A 14,957-nucleotide genomic window follows, 5' to 3' on the forward strand; every position below is an offset into this window, starting at 1 on the left:
TCCTCGTGACCACCCAGTCCGCCACGTCCACCGATTCGGCCGGTGTCTACCGTGCGATCCACTGGGGTTTCGTCGCGCTGTTCGGATCAGGAGCCGTGATTCACTTCGTCCTGGCCCTGACAACCCCGCAGTCTTACCGCCCGTTCGCCGACGGAGCGCTCTTCGACTGGGTGTACCACGGCTGGCAGAACGTCTTCATGGCCCACCCGACGCTGTGGGCCTTGCTCCTCGCCGTGGCCGAACTGGCCATCGCCGTACTCCTGGTCAAGAGCCCGCGCGCCGGTTATCTCGCGGTCATCGCCTTCCATCTCGCCCTGATGTGCTTCGGCTGGGGCTTCTGGCTCTGGTCCGTCCCAGCCCTGTGCCTCGCGCTCCCGGCGGCCCGGCACGCCTTCCGTGCCAGCCGGCAGCGCGCATCGCGTTGACCTGAAGATGATCTGGCGCCGGCGCTGTCAACAGACGTTCAGGTCGAGGACGCCGGACCGCTCGGTCAGCTGTGCAGGCGGATGTGTTCGTGGGTGACCTGCTCGATGTCGGACGCCGCGGCGTCCAGCAGTTCGTGAGCCAGGTTGGACAGCGCCCGCGCAACGGCGAGCTCGTCGCCGATCTCGGCGATGTCGGTGTCGTTCGGATTCCGGCGGGCGGTACCCCGGCCGATCAGATGCGTCTTGTCGTTCGTGTGCAGCCGGGCTTCCGCGTGAGTGGTCCGCTCGTCCTCGTGCTCGTCGATGAAGATCTCGACTCTCCAGTGCCTGCTCGCGATCATGATGCTCGCCCCTCCCATCGATGGACCCCTGTAGAGCCATGGTCCGAAGGCGCCGGGGTCCGCGCCAGGGCCGTCAGGTCCACCTCGGCGGGAACTTGTGCCCTTCCGTGCGATCGCAAGCGCGCGTGTGCTGGAGGTGCAGGAAAGGAACCGGCCATGAAATGCGGCGCAGCGGACCGATCAGCGCCCTGTCCACTGACTCGGACGGCACCTGCGCTCAGTTCACCGGCACTCGGGCTCGGGCGGCGGCCGGGCTGCGCATGCTCGACAACGACGTACCGATGCCATAGGTGAGGAAGTGCCCCTCGGGGAAGATCTCCACGATCCGGCAGTCGGCCAACCGTTCAGCCGGGACCAGCTTGGCCAGCTCCGGCAACAGCGATGTGATGTGGCGATGGCCGGACGGGTGAACGACGGCACGGGCGTGGAAGCTGATCGTGGCCGGCGGGATCGGAGCCAGCAGAGCCAGCAGACCGCCACGCCGTACCGGCACCGTCACCGCGACCTGGCCTGTCGCCGGGATGTGCAAGGCCTTCCAGCTGTCCGGCGCGACCGCGACGTACAGCCTGCCCCGGCCGCTCGTGTAGACGACACCACTCGACCGAGGCTCGCCGTTCGGTGTCACGTAGCTCAGCACCGCGAACGATGCCTTGGCAATCTGTCGCCAGATCACTTCCCTGCTCGGTTTCCGGCGATCTCCGTTGCCGATCGCAACCTTCTGCTCTGCCTGCCTGGATGTCTTGGTCACCGTCGTTCCTCCTGTCTTCAGTGGTTGCCCCAGTGCCTGGACGATTCCCAGGTGCCGCAGCTGGCCCGCACCCCCTTCCACTCGACTCCACGCTCCCGCTGGTCCCGCCTCGGCAGCAGGGTCGATGGGCCTGCGCTTGTCCGGCGTATGCCCTGACTGACCCCGGATGGGCCACAACGTGTCCCGCCGTCTCAGGACCTCCGGCCTGGGTCGGGAAGGCCCCCCGACAGAGTCTGGTTGGGAGGAATCTCCGCAACCGCCGGGTCTGGCTCTTCCACAGCGGTCCGATCGGCCACAGCAAGAACCAGGACCAGCCCACCCGACGTCGCCCGGTCGTTGCGTGCGTTCGGATACGGCAGAGCGCTGATCGGGTTACCCGCGACCCGGGCTCGTCCGTAGCGGGTGAGGTTGCCGAGGGATGCCCGGCCCTACCGTTTGGTTCGGGCTCGGTCACGGGAAGGACGCGCATGAGCGACGCCGTACAGGTCAGGAGTCAGGCGGGTGGGGTGCTCGCGGCGACGTGCATCTCGACGCTCGTGGTGAATGCGAACACCTCGGCGGTCAGTATTCTCCTTCCGGCCATCTCGGAGGACACCGGCACTTCGGTCGAGACGCTGCAGTGGGCGGTGACCGGCTACTCGCTGGTCGGTGCCGCCGTGATCGTCACCTCGGGCTCGCTGGGTGACGTGTTCGGCCGCAGGCGGGTCTTCCAACTGGGCCTTCTGCTGTTCGTGGCGTCGTGCGTGATGATCGCGCTCGCCGGGTCAGGAGGGATGGTGATCGCCGGACGCGTCATCCAGGGCGCGGCCGGGGCAACCATTCTCGCGTGCGGCCTGAGCCTGCTCACGGTCGCCAACGAGGGCGCCGCGCAACTGCGGGCGGTGTCGCTGTGGGGCGCGGCCGCGGCCGTCGGCGCGGCCGCCGGTCCATTGCTGGGCGGCGTGCTCGTCGAGGTCAGCGGATGGCAGGGGTTGTTCTGGATCGACGCCGGAGTGGCGGTGCTCTGCATGGTGCTGACCGCGGCGACGGTGAGCGAGTCGAGGGACCCGAATCGGCCGCGGACGATCGACTACGCGGGTACCGTGCTCATCGCGCTGACCCTGACGCCGCTCATCCTCGGGGTCACCAAGAGCAGCGACTGGGGATGGCTGTCCTTTGCCACCCTGGGATGCTTCGCGATCTCGATCGCGGCCGGGTACGCGTTCATCGCCGTCGAGGGACGGGTCGCCGTACCGCTGCTGGACCTCTCGCTGCTGCGCAACCGCGTCCTGGTGGGCTCGACCGTCGCGATTCTGATCGGTGCGGGCACGATCAACGGGCTGATGTACCTGCTCAGCCTGTACTTCCAGGATCCCGCCGCCCTGGACTTCAGCCCGCTCGAGGCAGGCCTGGCAACGTTGCCGGCGACCGTCGGGCTCGTCGTCGTCGCCCCCTTCGTACCGCGGCTGGCGGCGAAGTTCGGCGGCCGGCAGACGATCGGCGCCGGGTTCGCCCTCACCACGCTCGGATTCGTCATCGTGGGCTTCGTGGGCGCTTCGTGGATGTACGCCGCGTTCCTGCTGCCGCTGGTGTTCATCGCGGTGGGCATGGGGCTGTCCAACGGTCCCGCGTCGTCGGCGGCGACGGCGTCGGTACCGGAGAACCAGGTCGGCGGGGCCTCCGGTGTCTCCAACATGGCCCGGTACGTCGGAGCCGCGGTGGCCACCGCTCTGGCCGCCACCATCTACGGCACGGTGATCGGCAACCAGACCGCCGATGGCGAGTCGCAGGGTGATGCTCTGGCCTCGGGCCTGGCCGCGGCCTCGTGGATGATGGCGATCTTCAGCTTCCTCGGCGTTCTGATGGTGTTCGTGATCGGCCGGCACCGCGCGGCGACCGGGACGTTGAACGACGCCGCCGCAGCAGCGGCGGCGCACACTCACACTCTGCCGACCTCGGCAACGGCCGGACGAACCGGCCCAGAGCAAGGCTGAAGGCGAAGCCTGTATCCGGGAGGAATCGATGACCACGACCCAGCCGACACCACCGGCACCCTTCACGGCCGAGGACTACTCGGCCCGGATGCGACGCGTCGTGGCCGACGCTGAGCGCGCGGGTCTGGACGGGCTCCTCATTTCCCCCGGCCCGGACCTGGTCTGGCTCACCGGATACCAGCCCACCGCCATCACCGAGCGGCTGACGTTGCTCGTCCTGACCCCGGGCCAGGAGCCGACGCTGCTGGTGCCGACCCTGGAGCGGCCGGACGCTGAAGCGGCTGTGGGCGCACCGAGCCTGTCGATCGTGGACTGGTCCGACGGAGAGGACCCGTTCGCGCGGGCCGGCAGCTACCTTGCCGAGACCGCGATCATGGGCATCGCGGACTCGGCCTGGGCGATGCACCTGCTCGGTCTGCAGGAGGCGGTGCCCGGATCCTCGTACCGATCGCTCACGCAGAGCCTGCCGATGCTCCGGGCGGTCAAGGGCTCCGACGAACTCGCCCGGCTGGATGCGGCCGGCGCCGCCGCGGATGCGACGTACGAGCAGATCCTCGGCGTGCGGTTCGCCGGCCGGAAGGAGACAGACGTCGCGGCCGATCTGGCCCGGCTGCTGCGGGAGTTCGGGCACGAGCAGGTCGACTTCACCGTGGTCGGCTCAGGTCCCAACGGCGCCAACCCCCACCACGAGGCGGGTGACCGCGTCATCGAGGTCGGCGACGCAGTGGTCCTCGACTTCGGCGGGCTGATGTACGGCTATGGCTCGGACACCAGCCGCACCGTGTGTGTGGGCGAGCCGTCCGCCGAGATTCGTGAGGTGCACGAGATCGTGCGACTGGCCCAGCAGGCCGGCGTCGAGGCGGTCCGGCCGGGCGTCGCGTGTCAGGAGATCGATCGGGCGGCCCGGAAGGTGATCACGGACGCGGGCTACGGCGAGCGGTTCATCCATCGCACCGGCCACGGCATCGGCACCACGACCCACGAACCGCCGTACATGATCGAGGGTGAGGAGCAGGCACTGGTGCCCGGGATGTGCTTCTCCGTCGAGCCGGGCATCTACCTGGCCGGGAAGTTCGGGGTCCGGATCGAGGACATCGTGACCGTCACTGGCGCCGGCGGTCGTCGGCTCAACAACACCGAGCGCGACCTCCGCATCGTCCAGTAGGCCCGACTCATCGGGGCGGATGCCGGGGTGCCGTCGACCCGGCGGGTCATCCACCGCGGATGAGGTTCGGGCAATTGGGCCCGTTCCAGACTGTCACCAGGGGCCTACTTACTGAGGCCCGAGGCGGAGGCTCTTTCATGGATGCACGAGCACTACCTCGAGGAATGTCATGAGCGCAGCGGATGTACCGGCCGACGGCGCCGAAGCCGTTGCCGCCGGACGCACGCGCGCCGCCAGCACCCAGTGGATCTCGTGGGTGGCGCTGGCGATGATGACGACGAGTTCGGTGGCCAGCCTCAGGGCGGCGCCGACGATGGCGGTCTACGGACTGGCCTGCGTCTTCTTGTACCTGCTCCCGGCCGTCGTGTTCCTGCTGCCCACCTCGCTGGTTTCCGCGGAGTTGGCGTCGGGTTGGGAGGGCGGGATCTACAACTGGGTCTCGAAAGGTATCTCGAAGCCGATGGGCTTCCTGGCCGTCTGGTGCCAGTTCGCGATGACGATCTTCTACTATCCGAGCCTCCTGGGGTTCGTGGCGAGCACCCTCGCGTACGTGTTCAACCCCGAGCTGGCCACAAGCGGTGTGTGGACCGCGGCGGTCATCATCGTCGTCTACTGGTCCGGGGTCTGGGTCTCCTCGCGCGGCACCAAAGGCGTGGCCGGGCTGGCCAGCGGCGGTCTGATCATCGGGACGTTGATCCCGGGCGTCGTCCTGGTCACCCTCGGCATCGTCTTCCTTGGCCAAGGCAACACCTCGGCCGCACCCATGACCGCTGACAACATCTTCCCTGCCTGGGCAGGGCTTTCGAGCCTCGTGCTCATCGTCAACAACTTCTTGTCCTACTCCGGCATGGAGATGAACGCGGTCCACGTGTCCTCGCTGAGGAAGCCGGCCAAGGAGTTCCCGAAGTCGATCTTCCTGGCCATGGGCCTGGTGCTCGCGATCTTCATCCTCCCCGCCCTGGCGATCAGCTGGATCGTCCCCGCCGAGGAGCTCTCCCTCACCGCCGGCGTCATGCAGGCGTTCGACGCGGTCTTCGCGAACTTCGGCTGGCAATGGCTGACCCCGATTGTCGGAATCATGCTGGTCACGGCATCGCTCGCCGGAATGCTGACCTGGCTGGCCGGGCCTTCGAGGGGCCTGCTGCTGATCTCCCGGCAGGAGGGCTACCTCCCGCCGTACCTCCAGCGACTCAACAAGAACGGCGTCCAGCAGAACATCCTGGTCGTCCAGGGCCTGCTCACCACCGTGATCGGTCTCGCGTACGCGTTGATCCCGGACGTGTCGAGCGCGTACTGGATCTTCTCGGTCATCACCACGCAGGTGTATCTGATCATGTACCTGCTGATGTTCGTGGCCGCGGTCCAGCTGCGTCGTAAGGACCCGGACCATGCCCGTGGCTACCGGGCGCCGATGCTGGTCGGGTTGTGCGGCGTCGGGTTCGCGGCCTCGCTGGCGGCATTGCTGGTCGGGTTCATCCCGCCCTCGCAGTTCGAATCCGGCAACTCGGGCTTGTACCTCCTGATCGTCGCCGGCGGCGCCCTCGGCCTCGGCCTGCTCGTGCCTTTCCTGTTCTACCGGTTCCGCAAGCCCTCATGGAAGCAGCCTGAGCCGGAGGCGGTGACTCCGTCATGACCACGCCTGTCGAGACCCAGCCCGCACGCGAACGCTCGTGGATCTACATCACCGCCTGTGTCATCCTCGGCGTCCTGCTGATCGTGGGGCTACTCACCTTCCGCTCCCAGAAGCAGAGCAACGAGGCCAGCCAGAAAGCCGATCAACTGATCGGCGCGCTCGCGGCCGCCGGGGCCCGCACCCCCGACAAGGACCAGATCGTCCGCGTGCTCGGGAACGACGGAGGCGCGACCTGCGAGAACCCGAACAACGCGCTGGGCCGGGCCGTCCTGTTCACCCAGCTCACCAACGGTGCCGCAGGCCCGGGGGCCAGGCCGGTCATCGTCGACAGCCGGGTGCTCAAGGGCCAGCTGCTCATCATCCAGATCTACTGTCCCGATGAGCTGAAGGAGTTCCAGGAGTTCGTCGACGACCTCAAGACCGATGACGTGGCGAGCGACTGAGATGGACGACCTGCGGCAGCGCATCGCGGACCTGATGCCGGCGGCTCGCGACGAACTCGCCGAGCTCGTCGCCCTGCGATCTGTGGCCGACCCCCGCCAGTACCCCGCCGCGGAGTGCGAGCGCACCGCCCAGTGGGTGCTGGAGAGGTTCGCGGACATCGGATTCACCGACGCCCATCTCGAAGAGACCGCAGACGGCAGCATGGCGGTCGTCGGATCCAGGAAGTGCTCCGACGCGGGGGCTCCCGCCGTGCTGCTCTACGCCCACTACGACGTACAACCTCCGCTCGACGACGCCGCCTGGCACACGCCCCCGTTCGAGCTGACCGAGGTCAACGGGCGCTGGTACGGCCGCGGAGCGGCTGACTGCAAGGGCAACATCGTCATGCACCTGGCAGCCCTACGGGCCCTCGGGGATGAAGTCCCGGTCGACCTGAGGCTGGTGGTCGAGGGTTCCGAGGAGCAGGGTACCGGCGGCCTCGAGGCCTTCGTCCCCGAGAACGCCGACCTCCTCCGTGCCGACGCGATCCTCGTCTGCGACACCGGCAACGCCGCGGTCGGCCGCCCGGCCGCCACCGTCAGCCTGCGCGGCATGGTCAACGTCGTCGTCACTGTCGAGGCGCTCGCATCGGAGGTCCACTCCGGGATGTTCGGCGGCCCCGCCCCCGATGCCCTCGCCGCCCTGGTGGCGATGCTGTCCTCACTGCGTGACGCAGACGGGAACACCACGATCACCGGGCTGGACAACACCCGCACCTGGTCGGGCGCGCCGTACCCGCCCGACCAGTTCACCACCGACGCCGGCGTCCTCGAGGGAGTCTCGCTGCTCGGGGACGGCAGTGTGTCCGACATGCTGTGGGCCCGACCAGCGGTAACCATCCTCGGCATCGACTGCCCACCGGTCGTCGGCTCGGCTGCCGCCGTGGTCCCCAGGACCGCGGCGCGGCTGAACCTGCGCATCCCGCCCGGCATGTCACCCAAGGTCGCCCAGCAGGCCCTCATCGACCACCTGAACGCTGCCGCCCCGTGGGGCGTGCACGTCACTGTCGACGTCGAGGCGACCGGTGCTCCGTTCGAGGCGTCCACCGACGGCCCGGCGTACCGGGCGATGGCCAAAGCGATGCAGGAGGCGTACGGCCAACCGATGACGAGCCTCGGACAGGGCGGATCGATTCCCCTGTGCAACGTGTTCGAGGAGACCTACCCCGACGCCGAGCTCATCCTGATCGGGGTAGAGGAGCCCTTGGCGCTCATCCATGCCCCGAACGAGAGCGTGGACCCGACCGAGATCGAGGCCATGGCCCTGACCGAGGCGCTGTTCCTCCGGCACTACGCCTCCATGCGTAGCTGAGACGTCGGCGGCGACGTGCCCGCGTTCGACGTCGTGGTCCGTGTCGCTCAGCTCGCCTTGGCGTGCAGTGCCGAGGGCGTCGAGTCGCTCGAGCGCTCCGTCTCGACGGCGGCCTCGGCCTACGGCGTCGATGTCGACCTGGTGGTCCTTCCCGAGCAGATGCTCCTCACCGAGCGGTCGTCCGGGGAGGTCGGTCGGGCGGCGGTGGTCAGGGCGGCCCCGGGGATTTTCCGGCTCGACCAGGTCGCCGCCCTCAAACGATTTCTCGTCCAGGCGCAGCGACAGCCGGTGGACCCCGACGAGGCCTGCCGCCGCCTCGACGCGATCGCGCAGTCGAGGCCCCGTTGGCCCGCGTGGGCGCGGGTACTCGGCGTCGCGCTGTTCGCAGCGGGGTTCGCCCCGAGTGTTGTGGCGACCTGGGGCGAGGCGGGCGCGGCCGCCATCCTGGGTCTGGTCATGGGCGTGCTGGTCGTCCTCACCGCCGGGCGTCCCCTGGAGGGGCTGCTCCCGTTCTTCGGCGCCTTCATCGTGACAACGCTGGGGCTCACCGTGCTGTCGGGCCTCGCCGAGCGCACGGGCGTGACGCTCATGGTGCTGCCGGCACTGTTCATCGTGGTCCCCGGCGACACCCTGTCGGCGGCCGCGGGGGAACTCCTGGGTGGCCGCCTCACCGCGGGCACGGTCCGTCTCGTGTTCGGGTTCCTCACGCTCGGCCTGATCGTGATCGGCATCGTCGCGGCGACCGGGGTCACCGGCAACGGAGACGCTCTCGACGAGACGCTGCCCCCGCCGGAGCTCTCCTTCGTCATCGTCCTGGCCGGATGGGTGGTGTTCTGCGTGGGCCTGGTGCTCGCGTTCAACGCCGAACCCGGAGTGCTCGTCTGGTTGGTGCCCGGCGTGATCGGTACGTTCCTCCTCCAGCAAGGTGTCACCCGCCTCGCCGGCGCGGTCATCGGGACCCTCGTGGCCGGTGCCGTGCTCGGTGCCTGTGGCAACCTGGTGGGTGCCCACCCCCAGCGGCCCCCGCGCCTCATCCTGTTGCTGGGCGGGTTCTTCGTCCTCACCGTGGGCGGGGTCGGCGTCCGGGGCGCGACCGCGCTTCTCGGCGGGGACATCGTGACCGGACTGCAGAACCTGGCGGACTTCGCCCTCCAGGTCCCGACCGTTGCTCTCGCGATCGCTGCCGGGGTCATCCTCAGCGACCATTCGCGACGACACCACGTTCCAGGGGTGGCCTCCAACGCGTGAACCTATGTGTCCTTGTCGCCGTGGCGCCGGAACGGACCGACCATCCGAGGGCCCGCGAGCCGGGTCTCCAGTCGACGCGCCTCACGCTTGAGCGGCCGCACGAGGTACTGACCAAGGATCACGCCCGCCGCGAGCGCGAGCGCGGTGGCGAGCGCGGAGGCCAGCTGGAGGACGCCGTCCTTGCCCTCGGCGAGGAGCGCGAGTCCCCGGTAGATGTCCAGTCCCGGCAGGAGCGGCACGATCGCGGGAACCACGACGACGAGCGCCGGGACCCGGAAGCGATCTACAGCGAGGTAGCAAACAGCGCCGATGGTGACGGCAGCGACCGCCGAACCCCAGGTCCGGCCGACCCCGGAACTGTCGACGGCGAGCAGGACCCCCTGTCCGAGCGCGGCGACCAGGGCCACGGCTATCAGGGAGCGCGGCGGTGCGTAAGACGCGAACGCGAAAGCCGCGGCGGCCAGGGCGGCGCCGAACACGGTAACCCCGACCTCCGCCAGGCCGACCGCACCGGGCGTGAAGGTGGTCAGGCCCACCCCGAGCATGTCGCCGACGGTGAGCCCGGCACCCACTCCGGCGATGATGCCCGCCGTGTTCAACACGCCTCCGATCAACCGAGCACTGGCCGTGACTGGGAAGCCGGTCAGGGCGTCCTGGGTGGCACCCATGATCCCGACTCCCGCTAGGAGCATCACGATCCCGGCGGTGACGACGCGGGACGGGTTCACGTCCAGATCCGTGGCTGAGGCGCCGACCGCGATGAGCGTGGCAACGAAGCCGCCCGCCGCATGCTGGTAGAACGCCGGGATGCGGCGCAGGGGCAACAGCAACTGGGTCCCGTCGATCGCGCAGGCCGTCAGGAACGCGAGCAGGCAGACGACCGGGCTGCCGCCCAGGGTGAGCGCGATACCGGTTCCCATCACACCCCAGCCGATGGTCACCGCCCAACGGCGTCGGTGGTGGCCGGTGGACACTATCCGGGCGACCTGGTCCCGAGCCTCGCCCTGAGTGACCTCGCCGGCGACGAGGCGGTTGACCGTCTCGTCGACCTCGATCAGGATCGCGTAGTCGACCGGGCGCCAGGTCACCCGGCGAACCTGTATGGCGGCGGGCACGTCGCGGCTCGGTTGGTGGCGCAGGGTCAGGTCCACGAACGTCACGTCCGCGCTCACGTGGCGCACCTCGCAAGCCTCGGTCACGGCCAGCATGGCGGCCGTCACATCGGCCGCGCCGGCCCCGGACGACAGGAGGACCTCACCGATCCGCAGCGCCAGATCGAGCGCTTCGTAGACCTCGCGTCGCTCCGTCATAGCCCTGTCCGATCACGGCATCCCGAGTCACGCCACGCACGCTGAGCGCAGGACGGACGACATTTGTCAGGTAGCCATCGTCGGAGCCTCAGACCCCTGCGTCATCGTCCGGTATGGGTGATTGGGTCCTCACCTGCCCCGGAGCCGCGTCGTGGCTAGACCGAGCGGACCACGACGAGCGCGCCGAAACCGCTGTCAGCGCCCGGCCGGTCACACGCGTTCAGACAAGTTGCCCCTGGCAACTGCTCGTGCTTGCGCGCGGCGAAGCTGGTCAGAGCCGTGATGGCGGGAGGCTAGGACCAGTGTGGCGGGCGGATCAGGCGGGGTGGGAGCGTCGTACTGGCGTCGCCGCGTGTCGCGTTGACCTGCATCTGGGTGAGGAAGATGCTCCGCGCGAGGTGGGCGCCGCGCAGGTCGGTGTCCCGGAGATCCGCGCCGATCAGGTCGGCGGCTGTGAGATCGGCGCGACGCAGGTCGGCGCCGATCAGGTAGGCGCTGCGCAGGTCCGCGCCACGAAGGTCGGCGCCGCGCAGGTCCGCGCCGATAAGATCTGCTCCGCGGCGGTTCGTCGGTGTGTCTGAGACGCGGGCACGGACGAGCTCGCTGGTCCGTAGCAGCAGGTCGTTGATCCGTGAGCGGTGGGCGGACACATCGAGGTCCGCAAGCGACTCCGGGCTGCCGAGCGCTAGCCGTTCGGTGTCGTCGAGCGCACGCCTGAGTGCACCGCGGAAGGGAGGTGCTAGGACCAGGGCCTCGGTCAGGTACCAGAGCAGCTCATGCAGCAGCCGCACTACCGCGAAGACCTCGAACATCTGCGCGCCCGAGTCCGCCGCCTGCCGCCAGTCGCGGCCGCCGAAGGTCACCTGCGTCACCTTCTGGCCGGCGCCGAAGCAGTCGTACACGGTGCAGCCGGGGAAGCCACCGTCCCGCAGCCGCGCGTGGATGCCACAGCGGAAGTCGTGCTTCAGGTTCGGGCACGGTTCACCGGCCGGCTTGTCGATGGCGAAGTCGGCGGACGCGGTCAGTGCGAGCGCCACGCAGCACAGGCCAGCGCACTGCGCGCAGTCGGCGCGCAGGTCCGGGCGTCGTACGGGCTGGTGGCTCGAGGACATGTCCCTGCCGAGGCTAGAGCGTGCTGCCGCAGATCGCATCAGATGCGCCGGGCGCGTCGTCACGTCTGAGCAGCTGCAGCACCTCTCGCGCACACGAAGCGGCCGCTGGATGCCCGGAGTCGATGGCGAGTTGGTAAGCCCGCTCCGCCCCGGCGAGGTCGCCCTGATCCTCACGGAGTACGCCGAGGTTGAAGGCGGCCTTCGGGGCCATGTCGGCGTGCCCGGACTCGATCACCAGCTGAAAGGCACGCTCCGCCCCGGCGAAGTCCGCCCGGGCGTGGCAGAGCACCCCGAGGTTGACCGCCGCCTGCGGGGCCTGATCGGCGTGGCCGGAGTCGATCACCACGTGGTACGCCCGCTCGGCCCCAGCGAGGTCGCCGAGCCCCTCACGGAGTACGCCGAGGTTGACCGCCGCCTTCGGAGCTAGATCGGCGTGCCCTGAGTCGATCGCCAACTGGTACGCCGACTCGGCCCCGGCGAAGTTGTTCCGCCCCTCGCAGAGCACCGCGAGGTTGACCGCCGCCATCGGCGCCATGTCGGCGTGCCCGGAGTCAATCGCCAGCCGGTAGGCGCGCTCCGCCCCAAGGCAGTCGCCCCGGCCCTCGCGGAGGACCCCGAGGTTGACCGCCGCCTTCGGGGCCTGGTCGGCGTGCCCGGAGTCGATCGCCACCTGGTAGGCGCGCTCCGCCCCGTCCTGATCCTCGAGGAGTACGCCGAGGTTGACCGCCGCCATCGGGGCCATGTCGGCGTGCCCGGAGTCGATCGCCAACTGGAGGGCCTGCTCCGCCCCAGCGAAGTTGCCCCGGCCCTCGCGGAGTACCCCGAGGTTGACCGCCGCCTTCGGGGCGTGTTCCGCGTGCCCGGAGTCGATCGCCAACTGATAGGCCCGCTCCGCCCCGGCGAAATCGTCGCAATCCTCACGCAGGACGCCGAGGTTGAACGCCGCCTTCGGCGCCAGGTCGGCGTGCCCGGAGTCGATCGCCAGCTGCAGGACTCGCTCCGCCCGGGCGATCCCGTTCCGGCCATGCTCGCTTGACTTCATCAGGCAGCCCCCCGCCCCCGGCGCGACGCGCCATTCTTCATACGGTACAGACCACCACGAAATCAACGACCGTGCCGACATCACAGTGAACACGTTGCCGCCGGCAACTCGAAGGGCATGGGACTAAATCAATTGGATGATGTGCGATCCCGATCGGACTGCGCGGATCATGCCAGAACGAAACTCTGCACGCTGACTGCACACCGGCAAGACGACGGCCTGCGTACCGGGTGACCTGGACGCTCAGGCCTGGGAGCTGGCCGGGTCGTTCGGGTGCTCGGCGAGAGGCGTCGTCAGGAACTCCTTGGCAGGTGCTTCGTAGGTCAGGCCGGGGTCGTTGGGATGGGCCGCCAGCGAAACCACGTGGTCGGAGCGCCAAACGCGCAACGGCATCGAGGCGAGCACGGCCTCGAGCTCCACCTCATCGGCGGCGGTGAACAGGCCGAGCGTGCGCCACTCCCCCGGCTGCAGAGGAGGACGCCACAGACGCAGCAGATGCCCCTGGCCGGCGAGCTCACTGGAGCGTACGGCCTCACGACGACGAACCTCCTCAACCACCTCGTCCGCCGTTCCGGCCGGAACGTGCGTCGTCATCGTGACCAGATACTCCATCTGCGAACCTCCTGAGCCGCGGCACCGTCACGGTCAGTGTGAACCGGCACCAAGTCCGAGACCACGACCAATCAGCTCTCTGCTGGGAGACGCAGCCTCCTACCGCAGGCCGGAGGCTTGTACCGGCCGATCGGTGTAATGGTGATGTCAGGCGTCGACCATGGGTGTGTCGGCGGAGACTGTGGTGAAGGGTGGTAGTGCAGCGACGCCGATGGCGAGCAGGACGATGATTGCCATCTGCACGAGTTCGACGGTGGCGAAGGCGTGGGCCGTGTTGTGCTCGGCCCGGGCGAGATAGACAGTGCCGAGGGTGGCGACGCCGAGCGCCAGGCCGCTTTGCTGCAGCGTGATCAGTACGCCGCTGCCGACGCCGCCGAGATGGGTCGGGACATCGGCGAGCACGCTGCGGAACAGTCCGGCGAACAGCATCGACTGGCCGGCGCCGGCCAGGGCGAGTGGCAGGGCCATGTCCCAGAGACTGACGTGCGGCCAGCCGCGGACGACGACGGCCACGAGTGCGGCGAGCTGGATGATCGCGCCGATCGACAACGCGGCCCGACCGAAACGGCCGATCAAGCTCGGTGCGAACACGGAGCCGAGGAAGAACAGCACCGCCATGGGCAGGATTGCCAGCCCCCCGTGCAGTGCGTCGGCGTGCAGACCATCCTGGATGGTCAGGGCGAACACGAACATGAACGCGCCGAAGCCGATGCTGAAGGCAAACACCATCTCAGGAACGCGCCGGCGAGCAGGAAGAAGACCCCGACCGGGTGCAGCCCACCGGACCTGGCTACCGCACGTGGCGACATCGCGCCGGCCCGCCGCGCCGGAAGAGTGACGGCCATATCGACTCCAATTGATTATGCCTCGATAACTATTACGACAAGATCAGTATGGGCACATAACTATGTTCCGACAACCATCTATCCTCGACGTGTGACGAAGAACCCATCGCGGCCGGCGCGCCGCTCCCGCAAACCAGGCGCCGATGAGCGCTGGGCCGAGCTCGCCGATCTGGCGCTGATCATCAGCCGCGAGATCCAGTACCGCGGCTACACCGACGATCAGACTGTCTCCCTGACCCAGTCGGAGGGCATCGTGATGCGGTACCTGCTCCAGGGCGAAGCCGCCGCCCCCAGCCAGATCGCCGTCGCCACCGGACTCCAGCGCACGAACCTCTCCACCACACTGCGCGGTCTCGAACGGAAGAGCCTCATCCAGCGGCAGGCCAACCCCGACGACGGCCGCGGTGTCACCGTCAGCCCGACCGAACACGGACGCAACAACTCCGCCCTCGCAAGACACGAGTGGGCGACCGCCGTCGGCGCGGCAGCCGACCACGACACCACGCACCTCGACGCGACCCTCATCCTCCTCACCGCTGTCAAGGACGGCCTCACGAGGACACGCCCATCAACACCGTCCGCGCATCCACCGGCGTAGTCTCCGACACGGCTCGGGCGAGGCTTCTTGTGGGACAGCAACGCTCCTAGTTGCTATTGGCCACTACGAGTCGTGCTGACACGCCGCGATCGCAGGCCGCCAGCGAGTTGG

General features: G+C 68.8%; 15 protein-coding genes. 8 read left to right on the forward strand and 7 right to left on the reverse strand.

What is annotated here, in order from left to right; genetic code table 11:
* Window positions 1–5 precede the first annotated feature (5 nt).
* On the forward strand, window positions 6–425 hold the full coding sequence (locus tag ACIBG5_RS36015) for a hypothetical protein (protein ID WP_396396080.1): 420 nt from the start codon (window positions 6–8) through the stop codon (window positions 423–425).
* A gap of 65 nt (window positions 426–490) precedes the next feature.
* Here ACIBG5_RS36015 and ACIBG5_RS36020 read toward each other — a convergent pair whose 3' ends face one another.
* Entirely contained in the window at window positions 491–766 is a 276-nt protein-coding gene (locus ACIBG5_RS36020; RefSeq protein WP_396396082.1) for a DUF1876 domain-containing protein, read from the reverse strand.
* Window positions 767–983: 217 nt separating this feature from the next.
* Complete coding sequence (locus ACIBG5_RS36025; RefSeq protein ID WP_396396084.1) at window positions 984–1,514, reverse strand: pyridoxamine 5'-phosphate oxidase family protein; 531 nt, start codon at window positions 1,512–1,514, stop codon at window positions 984–986.
* A 467-nt stretch (window positions 1,515–1,981) separates the two neighbouring features.
* On the opposite strand from ACIBG5_RS36025, the gene ACIBG5_RS36030 reads away from it, so the two are divergent.
* The 6 genes from ACIBG5_RS36030 to ACIBG5_RS36055 all read left to right on the forward strand — a co-directional run bounded on the left by ACIBG5_RS36030 (window position 1,982) and on the right by ACIBG5_RS36055 (window position 9,327).
* Complete coding sequence (locus ACIBG5_RS36030; protein WP_396396086.1) at window positions 1,982–3,487, forward strand: MFS transporter; 1,506 nt, start codon at window positions 1,982–1,984, stop codon at window positions 3,485–3,487.
* A gap of 28 nt (window positions 3,488–3,515) precedes the next feature.
* Complete coding sequence (locus ACIBG5_RS36035) at window positions 3,516–4,652, forward strand: aminopeptidase P family protein (RefSeq protein ID WP_396396087.1); 1,137 nt, start codon at window positions 3,516–3,518, stop codon at window positions 4,650–4,652.
* Between the two features lie 169 nt (window positions 4,653–4,821).
* A complete protein-coding gene (locus ACIBG5_RS36040) occupies window positions 4,822–6,285 on the forward strand; it encodes an APC family permease (protein ID WP_396396088.1) in 1,464 nt (487 codons plus the stop codon).
* On the forward strand, window positions 6,282–6,728 hold the full coding sequence (locus tag ACIBG5_RS36045; RefSeq protein WP_396396090.1) for a hypothetical protein: 447 nt from the start codon (window positions 6,282–6,284) through the stop codon (window positions 6,726–6,728). The genes ACIBG5_RS36040 and ACIBG5_RS36045 overlap by 4 nt, the downstream gene beginning before the upstream one ends.
* Before the next feature lies 1 nt (window position 6,729).
* Window positions 6,730–8,079, forward strand: a complete 1,350-nt coding sequence (locus ACIBG5_RS36050; RefSeq protein WP_396396092.1) for a dipeptidase — start codon at window positions 6,730–6,732, stop codon at window positions 8,077–8,079.
* A gap of 15 nt (window positions 8,080–8,094) precedes the next feature.
* A complete protein-coding gene (locus ACIBG5_RS36055; protein ID WP_396396094.1) occupies window positions 8,095–9,327 on the forward strand; it encodes a threonine/serine exporter ThrE family protein in 1,233 nt (410 codons plus the stop codon).
* A gap of 2 nt (window positions 9,328–9,329) precedes the next feature.
* On the opposite strand, the gene ACIBG5_RS36060 is transcribed toward ACIBG5_RS36055, so the two are convergent.
* From ACIBG5_RS36060 to ACIBG5_RS36080, 5 genes are all read right to left on the reverse strand, one after another.
* A complete protein-coding gene (locus tag ACIBG5_RS36060) occupies window positions 9,330–10,637 on the reverse strand; it encodes a threonine/serine exporter ThrE family protein (RefSeq protein WP_396396095.1) in 1,308 nt (435 codons plus the stop codon).
* A 293-nt stretch (window positions 10,638–10,930) separates the two neighbouring features.
* Window positions 10,931–11,749, reverse strand: a complete 819-nt coding sequence (locus ACIBG5_RS36065; RefSeq protein WP_396396096.1) for a pentapeptide repeat-containing protein — start codon at window positions 11,747–11,749, stop codon at window positions 10,931–10,933.
* 13 nt (window positions 11,750–11,762) lie between these two features.
* Window positions 11,763–12,791, reverse strand: coding sequence for a tetratricopeptide repeat protein (locus tag ACIBG5_RS36070; RefSeq protein WP_396396098.1), 1,029 nt, complete (start codon window positions 12,789–12,791; stop codon window positions 11,763–11,765).
* A gap of 243 nt (window positions 12,792–13,034) precedes the next feature.
* Window positions 13,035–13,403: a muconolactone Delta-isomerase family protein gene (locus ACIBG5_RS36075; protein WP_396396100.1), complete on the reverse strand. Its 369-nt coding sequence runs from the start codon at window positions 13,401–13,403 to the stop codon at window positions 13,035–13,037.
* Between the two features lie 147 nt (window positions 13,404–13,550).
* Window positions 13,551–14,132 carry a hypothetical protein gene (locus ACIBG5_RS36080; protein ID WP_396396102.1) on the reverse strand — a complete coding sequence of 194 codons (582 nt, stop codon included), beginning with the start codon at window positions 14,130–14,132 and terminating at the stop codon, window positions 13,551–13,553.
* A 207-nt stretch (window positions 14,133–14,339) separates the two neighbouring features.
* On the opposite strand from ACIBG5_RS36080, the gene ACIBG5_RS36085 reads away from it, so the two are divergent.
* On the forward strand, window positions 14,340–14,846 hold the full coding sequence (locus ACIBG5_RS36085) for a MarR family winged helix-turn-helix transcriptional regulator (protein ID WP_396396104.1): 507 nt from the start codon (window positions 14,340–14,342) through the stop codon (window positions 14,844–14,846).
* The last annotated feature ends 111 nt before the right edge of the window (window positions 14,847–14,957 follow it).

The organism is Kribbella sp. NPDC050241 (assembly GCF_044459685.1).
In the GTDB taxonomy this organism is placed as follows: domain Bacteria; phylum Actinomycetota; class Actinomycetes; order Propionibacteriales; family Kribbellaceae; genus Kribbella.